The sequence below is a fragment of the Arthrobacter sp. U41 genome, assembly GCF_007679325.1.
In the GTDB taxonomy this organism is placed as follows: domain Bacteria; phylum Actinomycetota; class Actinomycetes; order Actinomycetales; family Micrococcaceae; genus Arthrobacter.
This window is the reverse complement of record NZ_VEGI01000001.1, coordinates 1,708,189-1,721,015: the sequence shown is the minus strand read 5'-3', so window position 1 is coordinate 1,721,015 and position 12,827 is coordinate 1,708,189. Positions and strand designations below refer to the sequence as shown.

General features: G+C 69.2%; 12 protein-coding genes and 1 pseudogene. 1 reads left to right on the top strand and 12 read right to left on the bottom strand.

All coding sequences use genetic code 11. The annotated features are described in order from the left end of the window. Window positions 1-20: 20 nt before the first annotated feature. Window positions 21-365 (bottom strand): hypothetical protein, encoded by a 345-nt coding sequence (locus FS787_RS08040; RefSeq protein WP_144671647.1) that lies wholly within the window; start codon window positions 363-365, stop codon window positions 21-23. Window positions 366-461: 96 nt separating this feature from the next. On the opposite strand from FS787_RS08040, the gene FS787_RS08035 reads away from it, so the two are divergent. Beyond that, window positions 462-1,310: a class I SAM-dependent methyltransferase gene (locus tag FS787_RS08035; protein ID WP_144671646.1), complete on the top strand. Its 849-nt coding sequence runs from the start codon at window positions 462-464 to the stop codon at window positions 1,308-1,310. A gap of 118 nt (window positions 1,311-1,428) precedes the next feature. Here FS787_RS08035 and FS787_RS08030 read toward each other — a convergent pair whose 3' ends face one another. The 11 genes and pseudogenes from FS787_RS08030 to FS787_RS07985 all read right to left on the bottom strand — a co-directional run bounded on the left by FS787_RS08030 (window position 1,429) and on the right by FS787_RS07985 (window position 12,826). Next, a complete protein-coding gene (locus FS787_RS08030; protein WP_144671645.1) occupies window positions 1,429-2,379 on the bottom strand; it encodes a type IV toxin-antitoxin system AbiEi family antitoxin domain-containing protein in 951 nt (316 codons plus the stop codon). Between the two features lie 217 nt (window positions 2,380-2,596). Beyond that, window positions 2,597-3,076 carry a thioredoxin-dependent thiol peroxidase gene (gene bcp, locus FS787_RS08025; protein ID WP_144671644.1) on the bottom strand — a complete coding sequence of 160 codons (480 nt, stop codon included), beginning with the start codon at window positions 3,074-3,076 and terminating at the stop codon, window positions 2,597-2,599. 69 nt (window positions 3,077-3,145) lie between these two features. Further along, a complete protein-coding gene (locus tag FS787_RS08020; RefSeq protein WP_260982448.1) occupies window positions 3,146-3,904 on the bottom strand; it encodes a winged helix-turn-helix domain-containing protein in 759 nt (252 codons plus the stop codon). An 11-nt stretch (window positions 3,905-3,915) separates the two neighbouring features. Further along, a complete protein-coding gene (gene allB, locus FS787_RS08015) occupies window positions 3,916-5,259 on the bottom strand; it encodes an allantoinase AllB (protein ID WP_144671642.1) in 1,344 nt (447 codons plus the stop codon). Next, the gene (locus FS787_RS08010; protein WP_144671641.1) at window positions 5,252-6,484 is read right to left on the bottom strand and encodes a glycerate kinase; all 1,233 of its coding nucleotides are present in this window, start codon (window positions 6,482-6,484) and stop codon (window positions 5,252-5,254) included. Before FS787_RS08010 ends, allB begins: the two co-directional genes overlap by 8 nt. Window positions 6,485-6,487: 3 nt before the next feature. Further along, on the bottom strand, window positions 6,488-8,278 hold the full coding sequence (gcl, locus tag FS787_RS08005; protein ID WP_144671640.1) for a glyoxylate carboligase: 1,791 nt from the start codon (window positions 8,276-8,278) through the stop codon (window positions 6,488-6,490). 206 nt (window positions 8,279-8,484) lie between these two features. Beyond that, window positions 8,485-9,387 (bottom strand): annotated as a pseudogene (locus FS787_RS08000) (2-hydroxy-3-oxopropionate reductase); the annotation flags it as partial. Window positions 9,388-9,429: 42 nt separating this feature from the next. Beyond that, a complete protein-coding gene (locus tag FS787_RS07995; RefSeq protein ID WP_144671638.1) occupies window positions 9,430-10,230 on the bottom strand; it encodes a hydroxypyruvate isomerase family protein in 801 nt (266 codons plus the stop codon). A 192-nt stretch (window positions 10,231-10,422) separates the two neighbouring features. Further along, window positions 10,423-10,584, bottom strand: coding sequence for a hypothetical protein (locus FS787_RS17970; protein ID WP_186329146.1), 162 nt, complete (start codon window positions 10,582-10,584; stop codon window positions 10,423-10,425). A gap of 127 nt (window positions 10,585-10,711) precedes the next feature. After that, window positions 10,712-11,524 (bottom strand): bifunctional allantoicase/(S)-ureidoglycine aminohydrolase, encoded by an 813-nt coding sequence (locus tag FS787_RS07990; RefSeq protein WP_144672053.1) that lies wholly within the window; start codon window positions 11,522-11,524, stop codon window positions 10,712-10,714. Between the two features lie 9 nt (window positions 11,525-11,533). Further along, on the bottom strand, window positions 11,534-12,826 hold the full coding sequence (locus FS787_RS07985; protein ID WP_144671637.1) for a DUF6986 family protein: 1,293 nt from the start codon (window positions 12,824-12,826) through the stop codon (window positions 11,534-11,536). Window position 12,827 lies beyond the last annotated feature (1 nt).

Sequence of the window (12,827 nt, the reverse complement as noted above, 5' to 3'; positions counted from 1 at the left end):
CAGCGTTTGACCGGCAGCCCTCAAGCTCCCGGCTGGTCCCCGGTGTCGGGAACGGAATCCGGGACGGATTCGACGACGGCGCGCTTGGCCCGGCGGACGCTCAGCCGGTCCAGGATGAGCGCAACGGTGCCACCCAAAATGACGCCTCCCGCGCCGCACATGATCATAAAGAAGCCGAAGACGGCGCTGGCGTCGTAGCTTTCGTCGCCCGGGAGGCCGTAAGCGAGGAAGGCGGCGACGCCGAAGCCCACCAGCCCGCCCAGGACCAGGAACGGCACGTACTTCGGCGCCCGGCGCACGGTGATCTCGCGCCGTTCGGGGACGTGCTGCTCGCTTGGGGTGCCGGGGTTTTCGGGGGTAGACATGCCGTTAAGCCTACTGCCACAGGAACCATTGCCTCCGCCCCGGACGGGGGAGCACACTAAGGGATGGGGGAGGGCAAGGAACAGCCAAGGAGCGCCATGTCAGCCTCAGCGGAGCAGATCAGGGACCAGCAGCGCAGCACCTGGGACGAGTTCTCCGCAGGCTGGCGGAAATGGGACGCCGAAGTGATGGGCTGGCACGCACCCTTTGGGGACGCCGTCATCGAGGAGGCGTGGCTCCGCCCGGACTCGGCGGTGCTCGACGTTGCGGCCGGAACCGGAGAGCCGGGCCTGACCGCCGCCGCCTTCGTTCCCCGCGGAAGCGTCGCCCTCCTGGACATCTCCGAGGGGATGCTGCGGGTGGCCTCCGAGAAGGCCGCGACCCGCGGTCTGGCCAACGTGGAGACCGCCGTCGGCGACGCCGCCTCCCTGCCGTTCGACGACGGCTCCTTCGACGCGGTCCTCTGCCGCTTCGGCATTATGTTCTTCCCCAGGATGTCCACCGCCGTGGGCGAAATGGTACGCGTGGCCAAACCGGGCGCCCGGATCAGCGCCGCCGTCTGGAGCCGCGCCGCCGAGAACCCGTGGGCCAGCCTGGTCCTCGGCACCATCGCCCGCCATACCGAACTGCCAGTGCCCCCGGCGGGCACGCCCGGGCTGTTCCGTTGCGCGGCGCAGGGGTTCATGACCCGGATGTTCACGGAGGCCGGGCTGGTCGACGTCAGCGAGCGAAAAATCAGCACGGACCTGGTCCAGGAATCACCGGAGCTCTACTGGGAGTTCATGACCGACATCGCAACCACCGTGGCCACGGGCCTGGCCCGGGCGGACAGGGAAGCCCGGGAAATGATCCGCGCCGACGTCTTCCGGCTGCTGGGCCGCTATGAGCACGACGGCGCCCTCCGGCTCCGTTCCACGGCCACCATTGTGGCGGGGACCCGGCCGTAGGCCTGTCCCGCCGTTTTTGCGCCTGTTTCCGTCTTACGCCGCGATTTCGGACGGGCGCGGCGCGGATCCGGGGTGCCTGTGTCTGAATCCGCAGCCGTTTTCCGGAAGCGTGTCCGGATCAGGGAAGGCAGGACGGGAGTGTGGCCCGCGGAACGCCCGCCTCCGCCAGGAATGCGGCAAATCGTGCGGGACTGGACAGCTCAGACCACGTCCAGCGGACCACGCGCCGGCCCGTGGCGCGGATCCGGTCCTCCCGGCGCTTCTCGTCGGTGAGGGCCTGCGCCGGCGTCCGGCCCCGAAGGTACTCCGGATTCCGGTATTTCACCAGGCCGTCGAATTCTCCGCACAGCTGCTCCTCGGGCCAGTCAAAGTCTGTGATGGCCACCAGCCCGCGCCCGTCCCGGATTTCGACCTGAAGGAGAGGAACCCGGAAGCCAAGCCGGTGCATCATGGCGCGGCTGACGGATTCGCCCGGGGAACCGGACGCGGGATCGGCAAACCTTAGGGCGGTCCGGATTCGCCGGGCGGCGGCCGCCGTGTAATTGCCGTCGACGCCGGCGTCGAGTTCCGCTTTGCTGAGCGGTGCAAGGGTGCCGGGCTGCGGCCGGAGGACGTGGTCGAATACCGCGACGCCCTGCTCAAATGATTCGAAGGCTGCCAAGTCCAAGGCTGTACGCGCGCGGCCGGTGACCAGCAGCCCGTGGCGCTCTTCGATCCGGGCCGAGTCCAAGTCGACGAAATGCCGGCGCACCCCGGCCCGCGAGCGTCCGCCCCCGGCGTCGGAGGTGCATGCGTGCACAGAATGTTGAAGGCCCAGCACCGGCATGTCCCAGAGCACGCCGGAGGACTGGCGGCAGAAGACCGTGCGGCTCTTCAAAGTGGCGGCCGTCGCCCTGATGAGGAGCGGATACCGGTCCCACGGGGTCAGCGCCTCCCAGTCCTGCGCCCGGACGTAGACGCCCTGTCGGATGCGGCGGAGCTGCCCGGACTTCGCCTTCCGGGCCAGCCCCCGAGCATCCTGGCCAAGCCGTGCGAGGTCACTGCTGAGAATCAGTTCTGGTCCGTCCATGCCACAGATGCTGATCCGTGAAGACGGGCCGGGCAACGGCCGGCCCAGCGGATGTGGAGAACTTTCCCGCGGCGACTTCGGCCCGGCGCGGCGGTATCGGAAAAGTGCGGCGGAATCGGACCGCCGCGCCCTGGATCCCCGGTGCGTCTGTCCGAAAACGGTGCGTCTGTCCGAAAACGGGGCGGAAAGCGTGGACCGGGCAGCGGAAACCGTGGCGTCAGATGCCGAGGGCGTCCTTCAGCGCGGCGACATGGCCCTGCGCCTTGACCTGGTACTGCGCCAGCTTGACGTTGCCCTCAGGATCCAGGACCACTGTGGAGCGGACGATGCCTTCGGTGACTTCGCCGTTGACCAGCTTTTCGCCCCAGGCGCCGTAGGCCAGCGCCACGGCGTGGTCCTCGTCGGCGAGCAGCGGGAACGTCAGCGCGAAGTCGCCGGTGAACTCGGCCAGGGCCTCCGGGCCGTCGGGGGAGACGCCCAGCACCTCATAGCCGGAGCCCTGCAGGGAGGACAGGCTGTCGCGGAAATCGCAGGCCTCGGTGGTGCAGCCCGGGGTGGCGGCCTGCGGGTAGAAATACACGATGACGTTCTTGCCGCGGTAATCGGCCAGGGATACCTTCTGGCCCGCGGCGTCCGGGAGCGTGAACTCCGGGGCGGGGGTTCCGGGCTGGAGCTTGGTGGTCAGGTTGGGGCTCATCGGGATCCTTCTGGGTCTGGTGTGGTCTGTCGACCGGGAAAGGCGGTTTGCTGATGCACAACCACGGGTTCAGATGCTGTATTCCGCCGGGCCGCGCACTTTGGTCCGGGGTCCGGGCACAAACTGGTAGCCGCCGCCGCGGACCGTCGCGATCGCGTGCCGCCCGTGCCGCAGTTTGCGCCGCACCCGCCCCACGTACACGTCAATGGACCGCGAGGCCGCCGCGGAGGAATCGAACGATTCCAGGAACAGCCGCAGTTCCTCCCGGCTGACGGTGCGCGAGCAGTTCTCCACGAGATGGCGCAGCAGCCTGAATTCGACGCCGGTCAGCGCCACCGGCCGGCCGTCCAGCTGCACCTCGCCGGCGGCAAGGTCCACGCTCACCAGGGTGTCCGGACCGGCCGACGGCGGGAGCCGGGTTGCGCCGCTGTCTTCCGGGGAGTCCACCGGAGCGGACGACGACGGCACCCGGGTTCCGCTGCCGGGTGTTCCCGCCGGTCCTTCCTGCGGGAGCAGCGGGGCAGCGGAGGTTGCAGCCCCGGCGGCGGGCCGGAAGTGGACTTCCGCCTCCGGGGCAATCTTCAGGGCGCGTGCCAGCAACAGTTCCGCGGCACGCACGATCACGGCCTCATCAATATCCTGCCCGCCGCCCGGCGCAACCCAGACCGCCAGGCCGTGGGCCTTGAGAGCCGGCCCCGCCTGAACCGGCCCGGCCTGAACCGGCCCCGCCTGGGCGCGCCCGGACAGGGCAGGCGCCCGGCTGGCGGGCATCGGCTTCGCCGGTGCGATTGCGCATATGCCGCGCGGGGCATGTACCTGGACTGCCACGGTCATGCGCCTTAGACGCCGCCGCGGCGGATGAGCTTTCCGCCGGGGGTCTGGCCGTCGATTTCATGCCCGCGCAGGAATGTCCTCCGGACCACCCCGGAGAGAGCCTTGCCGTCGTAGGGCGTGATGGGGTTCTTGTGCTTGAGCTTGGACACGTCCACCACGAAGGCCTTGTCGGGCGCGAAGACCGAGAAGTCCGCGTCGAACCCGAGGGCCAGCTGGCCCTTGGTGGAGAGCCGGGCAAGGGCGGCCGGCTTCTCGGCCATCCAGGACACCACCTGCTCCAGGGGGATCCCGCGGTGCCGGGCCTCCGTCCAGACCAGGGACAGGCCCAGCTGCAGCGACGAAACCCCGCCCCAGGCCACGGCAAAGTCGCCGTTTTCCAGGTCCTTGAGGTCCAGGGTGCTGGGCGAGTGGTCGGAGACGATGCAGTCGATGGTCCCGTCCTCAAGGCCCTTCCACAGCAGCTCGCGGTTGGCGGCCTCGCGGATGGGCGGGCAGCACTTGTAGGCGGTGGCACCGTCGGGGATTTCCTCGGCCATGAGGGTGAGATAGTGCGGGCAGGTCTCCACGGTGAGGTGGACGCCGTCGCGCTTGGCCGTGGCGATCATCGGCAGGGCATCGGAGGACGAGAGGTGCAGGATGTGGGCGCGTGCGCCGGTCCAGCGGGCCCGCTCGATCACTTCCGCGATGGCCTTGTTCTCGGCGCCGCGCGGGCGGGAGGCCAGGAACGTGGCGTAGTGGTCGCCGCCCGGGTGGGGCGCGCGGTCGATCGCGTGGGAATCCTCGGCGTGGACGATCATGAGCGAGTCGAAGGACTTGAGCTCGGCCATGTCCTCTTCCATCTCGTCCGCTTCCAGATGCGGGAACTCATCCACACCGGAGTGCAGTAGGAAACACTTGAAGCCGAAGACGCCCTCGTCGTGGAGTCCGCGCAGCTCCGCCTTGTTGCCCGGCACGGCGCCGCCCCAGAACCCGACGTCGACGAACGCCTGGTCCTCGGCCACCTCGCGCTTGAGCTTGAGCCCTTCCACGGTGGTGGTGGGCGGGATGGAATTCAGCGGCATGTCGATGATGGTGGTGACGCCCCCGGCTGCGGCGGCGCGGGTGGCGGATGCGAAGCCCTCCCACTCGGTGCGGCCGGGCTCGTTGACGTGGACGTGCGTGTCCACCAGGCCCGGGATGAGGGTTTCGTCGTCGGCGAGTTCAATGATTTCCGTGCCGGAGAGCCCGTTCCCAAGCGGCACGATCGCGGCGATCCTGCCGCCGCGCACCCCCACCTCCCGTGCGGCGACGCCGGCCGTGGTGAGGATGCGCCGGCCACGGATGACAAGGTCAAAGTTTTCTTCAGACATTGAGTGGCTCCTTTGTGCGGGCACTTTTCGCCGGCGCGGGGGCGTCCCGGGTCAAGTCCGCCAGATCCGCGCCGATCTGCTTGCCCACTTGTTCAAGCAGGGGTCCTGCTTCGGCTATACACAGTTCTACCTTGGCCTCCAGCGCGGTCAGGGGGTAGACCTGCCGGAATCCGGAATCCTTCTGCTGCTCCGGCGTCAGCGTGGTGCGGCCGCAGACGGCCACCACCGGCACGCCGGCCCGAGCGGCCGCCCGCGCAACCCCCATGGGTGTTTTGCCGAGCAGGCTCTGTTCGTCCAGGCTGCCTTCGCCGGTGATCACCAGATCCGCGCCGGCCAGCCGGTCGGCCAGCCCGGTGAATTCCAGCACGACGTCGATGCCCGGCCGGCGGGTCGCGGCCAGTACCGCGATCGCAGCGTAGCCCACTCCGCCCGCCGCGCCGGCGCCCGGAGCGGCCGCCGCCTTCAGTGCCCGGGGCCCGATCTCGGCTGCGAGGACGTCCACAAAGCGGGCCAGAGCGGCGTCGAGGACTGCGACGTCCTCCGCCGTGGCGCCCTTCTGCGGGCCGAAGACCGCCGGGGCGCCCTCCGCGCCGAGCAGCGGGTTGTCCACGTCACTGGCCAGGATGAAGCGGGCGCCGTCCAGCCGGGAATCGAAGCCGGAGAAATCGATCCGGTCCAGCCGGGCCAGGGCTGCGCCGCCGGGCGGGAGCTCGTTACCGTCGGCGTCGAGGAGCCTGGCTCCGAGTCCCTGCAGGACGCCGGCGCCGGCGTCGGTGTTGGCGCTGCCGCCGACGCCCAGGATGATTTGCCGGCACCCGGCGTCGAGCGCGGCGCGGATCAGTTCCCCGGTGCCGAGGCTGGTGGCGGACCTGGCGCTGGCCGAATCCGGCCGGCCGCCGAAGCCCCCCTCGCCGGTTCCGGCACTGCTGCCGGGCAGGACGGCAAGTCCGGACGCGGCGGCCATTTCGATGACGGCCTCCCGGCCGCGGACCGCGAAGTCCGCCCGGATCCGCTGCCCGGTGGGGCCGCTGACCACGGCGCTGCGGCGGGCGAAACCGGAGCCGACGGCGGCGTCGAGGGTTCCCTCCCCGCCGTCGGCCACCGGAATCCGGAGGACGTCAAGGTTGGAGCCCGTCGCCGCCTGCAGCCCGGCCTCGACGTGCCGGGCGACGTCCGGGGCGGACAACGACCCCTTGAACTTGTCCGGAGCGATGACTACGCGCATGTCTTAGGCCTGCAGGGCCAGGATGGCGGTGGGGGCGTCCTCGCGGGTCTCGGCCAGGGCCTCGAACTCGTTGACGGCGTTGATTTCCACGCCCATGGAGATGTTGGTGACCTTTTCCAGGATCACCTCGACCACAACGGGAACCTGGAACTCGCCCATGATGGCCTTGGCCTTGCCGAACGCGGACGCCAGGTCGTTGGGGTCCTCCACCCGGATGGCTTTGCAGCCCAGGCCCTCGGCAACTTTGACGTGGTCCACGCCGTAGCCGCTGGCGGTGGCGGAGAGCCCGGTGGAGTTGATGTTTTCGAAGGCCAGGGACACGTTCTGTTCCATGTTGAAGCCGCGCTGGGACTGGCGGATCAGGCCCAGGTAGGAGTTGTTCACCACCACGTGGATGTACGGCAGGTTGAACTGCGCGCCCACGGCCAGCTCTTCGATCATGAACTGGAAATCGTAGTCGCCGGAGAGGGCGACGACGGTCTGGTCCGGCTTGCCTCGCACGACGCCGAGCGCGGCCGGGGCGGTCCAGCCCAGGGGACCTGCCTGGCCGGCGTTGATCCACTGGCGGGGGCCGAACACGTGCAGCATCTGGGCGCCGGCGATCTGGGACAGGCCGATGGTGGAGACGTACGTGGTGTCCTTGCCGAAGGCCTTGTTCATCTCCTCGTACACCCGCTGCGGCTTGATGGGGATGTTCTCGAAGTGGGTCTTGCGGTGCATCGTGGCCTTGCGCCCGGCGCATTCGGCGGCCCAGCCGGAGTAGTCCGGCAGGGTGCCGGCGGCCTGGCGTTCCCGGGCGAGGTCAACCAGGCCCGCCAGCGCCGCGCCGGCGTCGGAGGCGATGCCCAGGTCCGGGGAGAACACCCGGCCGATCTGCGTGGGCTCGATGTCGATGTGGACGAACGTGCGGCCCGCCGTGTAGGTGTCCAGGCCGCCGGTGTGGCGGTTGGCCCAGCGGTTCCCGATGCCGATGACGAAGTCGGAGGCCAGCATGGTCTCGTTGCCGTAGCGGTGCGAGGTCTGCAGGCCCACCATGCCGGCCATGAGCGGGTGATCGTCGGGGATGGCGCCCCAGCCCATCAGGGTGGGGATGACCGGCACGCCCAGCAGCTCGGCCAGTTCCACCAGCTGCTCGGACGCGCCGGCGTTGATGACGCCGCCGCCGGCCACGATCAGCGGGTGCCGGGCAGCGGTGAGCATGTCCAGCGCCTTCTCCAGCTGCTTGCGGCTGGCCCGCGGCTTCTCGACGGCCAGGGGCTCGTAGGCGTCGATATCGAATTCGATCTCGGCCAGCTGGACGTCGATGGGCAGGTCCAGCAGCACCGGTCCCGGGCGGCCGGAGCGCATCAGCTGGAAGGCCTTCTGGAAGGCGCCGGGGACCTGGCCGGGTTCCAGGATGGTCATGGCCATTTTGGTGACAGGCTTGGCGATGGACTCGATGTCCACGGCCTGGAAGTCTTCCTTGTGCAGTTTGGCCACGGGAGCCTGGCCGGTGATGCACAGCATGGGGATGGAATCGGCCCAGGCAGCGTAGAGCCCGGTGATCATGTCCGTGCCGGCGGGCCCGGAGGTGCCGATGCAGATACCGATGTTGCCGTCCTGGGCCCGGCTGTAGCCGTCAGCCATGTGGCTGGCGCCTTCCACGTGGCGGGCCAGGGTGTGGCGGATCCCGCCGTGGTTCCGCATGGCGGAGTAGAACGGGTTGATTGCCGCGCCTGGCAGGCCGAACGCCTCGGTGGCGCCCTCCTTTTCCAGGATGGCGACGGCAGCGTCTACGGTGCGCATCTTAGTCATGGGGTGCTCCTTGAAAGTCTGATTTTGGGTGTGCTGAAGGGAGGCCCGGCGGTCGCGGGGCACTTTGCGGAGAGCCGGCGTCGTAATCCACGACGGCGGCCGGCGTGTCCGTGTCGAAGTGCCCCCGGTCGGCCGGGCTGGGCCGGGCCGGGCTGGGCCGGCGGGTGGTGGGGCCGGGCGGCTGCGGTGGCTGGTGGCGGCCGGGTCTACTGTCGGCCGGAGAGCTGCAGGACCTGCTTGAAGAGCCCGGAGTGGTCCAGTCCGCCGTCGCCCTGGTTAACGGTGGCGGCGACGAGTTGCGCGACGACGGCGCCGAGGGGGACGGCGACGTTGGCTTCGCGGGCGGCCGAGGTGACGATGCCCAGGTCCTTGTGGTGCAGAGCCAGGCGGAAGCCGGGGTCGAAGTTGCGGTCCAGCATCTTCTGGCCCTTCTGGTCCAGGACCTTGGAACCGGCCAGGCCGCCGCCCAGGACCTTGAGGGCCGCGTCCGTGTCCACGCCGTAGGCCTCAAGGAAGGCGATGGCCTCCGCGAGGACCTCGATATTGACGGCGACGATCAGCTGGTTGGCTGCCTTGACGGTCTGGCCGGACCCCGCGGGGCCGACGTGGACGATGGTCTTGCCCACGGCGTTGAGGACATCCTGGGCGGCCTCGAAGTCTGCCGCGTCGCCGCCCACCATGATGGAAAGGGCGGCGTCGATGGCGCCCTGTTCGCCGCCGGACACCGGAGCGTCCAGGGCGCGGATTCCCGCAGCCGTGGCGTCCTCGGCGAGGCGCTTGGCGACGTCCGGGCGGATGCTGCTGGCGTCGATCCACAGGGCTCCGGACTTGGCGTTGGCGAACACGCCGTCGGGGCCGCTGACGACGCCCTCGACATCGGGGGAGTCCGGCACCATGGTGATGACGACGTCGGCGTCCTTGACGGCGTCGGCGACGCTCGTGGCGCCCCGGCCGCCTTCGGAGACGAGCTTGTCGATTTTGTCCTGGCTGCGGTTGAAGCCGGTGACGGTGTGGCCGGCGTTGACCAGGTTGATGGCCATGGGCAGGCCCATGATTCCGAGTCCGATGACTGCAACGTTGCTCATGATGGTTCTCTTTTCTGAAGTCTTTTTAGCGCGGGTGTGCTGCGTGGCGGGTGCGGGTGGTGCGCCCTAGCTGGCCACGGGCTGGCGGATGGCCCAGGCGAAGGCGGTCTCCGCCGGTTCCTTGTATTCGAGGCCGATGTAGCCCTCGTAGCCGAGTTGGCGGCTGCGGGCGATCCACTCGCCGAGGGGAAGCTCACCGGTTCCGGGAGCCCCGCGGCCGGGGTTGTCGGCGATCTGGATGTGGCCGAAGTCCTTGGCATGCTTTTCAATGACGGCGGGGACGTCGTCGCCGTTGACCGACAGGTGGTAGAAATCGGCGAGGAGCCTGATGTTCTCCGCGCCGGTTTCCGCCTTCACCCGGGAGATGACCCGGAGCGCGTCGTCGGCCGTGAGGAGCGGGTAACGCGGGGCGCCGCTGACCGGCTCCAGCAGCACGGTGCCGCCGATGCCGGCCACGCCGGCGGCCGCGGCAGCGAGGTTCTGGACCGCCAGCTCGTCCTGCGCCTCCGGGGTGTGCCCGTCCTGCCGGTTGCCGTAGAGCGCGTTGAAGGACGTGCAGCCGAGCCGTCCGCCGATCCCGGCGACAACGTCGATGTTGTCTTTGAACTCGGCGCAGCGGCCCTTCCAGGACACCAGGCCCCGGTCCCCGGCCGGCATGTCGCCGGCGTTGAAGTTGAGTCCGGCGAGCTGGACGCCGGCGTCGGTGATGGCCCGCTCAAAGCGGGTCAGTTCGGCATCGCCGGGCACCGATTCGGCGAACGGCCACCAGAACTCGACGGCGTCAAAGCCGGCGGCCTTCGCCGCGGCCGGCCGCTCGAGGAGGGGCAGCTCGGTCAAGAGGATGGAGCAGTTCACGGAGTACGTCATGGTGGGCTCTTTCCGGTGAGGGCGGGAACTGGATCCAGGGCGTCCTTGCCCGTGTATCGCTTACAGTTTGTAGTTCCTGATTATGTTTCCGCTTTGTGGAATCTTAATTCTGCTTTATGAAAAGTGTAGGGAAGGTGGGGCAGGTGAGTCAAGGGGGTGACGGGCGGGGTGTGTCTATGACAGGGGATGTCCCTAGCCCTTGGAGGGGTCCTTCCGGGCGGCCAGGCCCACGAGCGCGCCGACGCCAAGGCCAACCAGCAGGCCGGTGAACGGCTTGTCGGCGCTGACCACGCCGATCACCAGGCCCAGGGCCGCGCCCACGAGCATGCCGATCCACAGGCGTTCGTATTTCACAGCCTCAGGCTAGCAACCACTGCGCAGGGCACAAGGGGGCCAAGGCACAAGGGGGCCAGCGCACAAGAGGGCGTGCAGAAAGGGGTCCGCCCCGCAGTGCGGAACGGACCCCTGGCGCGGCCGGCTCTTAGGTGAGGCGGATCTGGCGGTTCATGTCCTTGTACAACAGGTAACGGAACTGGCCGGGACCACCGGCATAGCAGGCCTGCGGGCAGAAAGCGCGCAGCCACATGAAGTCGCCGGCCTCCACCTCAACCCAGTCGTTGTTGAGCAGGTACATGGCCTTGCCCTCCAGGACGTACAGGCCGTGCTCCATGACGTGGGTCTCCGGGAACGGGATGACCCCGCCCGGCTGGAACGTCACAATGTTCACCTGCATGTCATGGGCCAGATCGCTGGAATCCGTGAAGCGGGTGGTTTTCCAGGCGCCGTTGGTATCCGGCATCGCGGTGGGCTCCACCTCGGCATCACTGGTAACGAAGGACTTTGCCTCGTAACCCTCAAGCCGCTCGTAGGCCTTGCGGATCCATTGGAAGGAGACGATGTCATCCGAGACGTTCTCCAGACCCCATGTGGCACCGGCGGCCAGGTAGGCGTAGCCGCCTTCCTCAAGCTGGTGCAGTTCGCCGTCGAGGGTCAGGCTGACCTTGCCCTTGGTGACGAAGACAACGCCTTCAACACCTGCCTCGAACTCGGCCTTGGGGGCGCCGCCGCCGGGACCGATCTCAACGATCAGCTGCGAGAACGTGGTTGCAAACCCGGAGATCGGGCGGGCCAGGATCCAGGAGCGGGTGTTGGAGAAACCCGGCAGGGTGCTAGTCACGATGTCGGTCATGACGCCCTTGGGGATGACCGTGTAGGCCTCCGTGACGATGGCCCGTTCCGTGGTGAGGTGAGTCTGCGGCGGCAGTCCGCCCTGGGGGTAGTAGTACTTGCCCATCATTGGTCCTTACTTCGAAGTGGAGTGGGCCAGCCGGGGGTGGGCCAGCGCAGCAAGTTGGGGGAGTCCGAGGCCGGTCAGGTCCAGGACTTCCTCAGCGCCGGCGGCACCGCACTGGATGCCGCGCAGCACGAAGGCCGCGAGGGCCCTGGCCGTGGCGGGTTCGTCCATCACGCCGCCGTCGGTGCGCTCCACATAGTTGCGGAGCCGCGCGGCGGCGGCGGGAAGGCCCTGCCGGTAGAACGCGTAGGTGGCGGCGAAGCGGCTCGGCAGCTGGGCGGGATGGAGGTCCCAGCCCTGGTAGTAGCCGCGTTCCAGCGAGCGGCGGACCAGGCGGCCGTGGAGCCGCCAGGCGTCCTGCACTCCGTCGCCGACGGGGATGACGTTGGTGGACCCGTCGGAGAGCCGGATGCCGGTTCCGGCCACGGCCAGCTGCATCACTTCCTTGGCGTAGTCCGCCACCGGGTGCTCCATGGACTGGTATTCCGCGGAGATCTGCAGGGACGCCGAGTAGTCGTAGGTGCCGTAGTGCAGGGCGCTGATCCGGCCGGGAACGGCGTGCGGCAGCTGCGCCACCGGGGAGGTGCCGTCCGGTCCCAGGATCAGTTGCGGCGTTTCCACCTGGACCTCAAAGCGCAGGCGTCCGGCGGGCAGTGAGTGGACCTCCTCCAGCCGGGACACGGCGTAGTCCATCGCCTGCACCTGGGCCACGGTGGTGACCTTCGGCAGGGTGAGGACCAGCCCTTCCGGGAGCTCGCCGGCGGCGGCCAGACCGGAAACGAACAGGTCCAGGGTGCGCAGCCCGCGGGCCCGGGTGGGCGCCTCGAAGCACTTGAACCGGATCCCGATGAACGGCGGGGCACTGCCGTCCGCCACTGCGGCGGCCACGGCGGCCGCGGCAGCGACGGCGTCGGCGTCCTCGGCGTCGTCACCCCGGTCCCCGTAGCCGTCCTCGAAGTCCAGCCGGAGGTCCTCGATCGGCTCGCTGCCGAGCTTCGCGGCCACGCGGGGGGCCACGGCGCCAGCCAGCGCCGGATCCTGGCCGAGCAGGGTGCAGAGCTGTTCCAGCCCGCCGTGGGCGTCGGCGGCGGCCAGCGCCTGGGCGCCCCAGCTCGCGGCGAAGTCCGGCGTGAAGCGATCGGCCGGGACATAGACGGTGTGCACCGGCTGGCGGGTGCCGTCGTCGCCGGGGTAGTTACGTTCCAGGAGCAGGTCCGTCGCCGCGAGCTGGGCATCGATCCTGCCGAGGTCGGCCGCGGAGAGCGCCGCCCCGGAGGGCGTCCCGGAAGGAGACACAGCCATC